Below are 320 nucleotides of genomic sequence, written 5' to 3' on the forward strand. Positions count from 1 at the left end.
CGGCAGTAGAGAAAACAGCTGAAGAACTTGGAACAGACGGACGTATTCTTGTTCGCGAGAGTGGAACAGAGCCAGTGATCCGTGTTATGGTAGAAGCGGCTTCTGACGAGATTTGCGAGAAATACGTAGACAGCGTAGTGAAAGTAATTGAAAGCGAAGGACTTTGCGAGTAAATAATTAAGAAGAGAGTTGTCGTGTAAGACAGTAAAAGATGCCTTGTGAAATATAGTTTTTCGCGAGGCATCTTCTTTGTTCAAAAAAAGAAGGGCGTGTGAAAAAACGAGAGTTTTTTCATGCGTCCTTTTGCTTATGATTATAAT

At 40.9% G+C, this 320-nt stretch carries 1 pseudogene; it reads left to right on the top strand.

The features are described from left to right. A pseudogene (locus LI162_RS16005) lies at nucleotides 1-173 on the top strand (phosphoglucosamine mutase); the annotation flags it as partial. Between the last annotated feature and the right edge of the window lie 147 nt (nucleotides 174-320).

This window comes from Mediterraneibacter sp. 210702-DFI.3.120 (assembly GCF_020561005.1).
Classification (GTDB): Bacteria; Bacillota; Clostridia; order Lachnospirales; family Lachnospiraceae; genus Mediterraneibacter; species Mediterraneibacter faecis.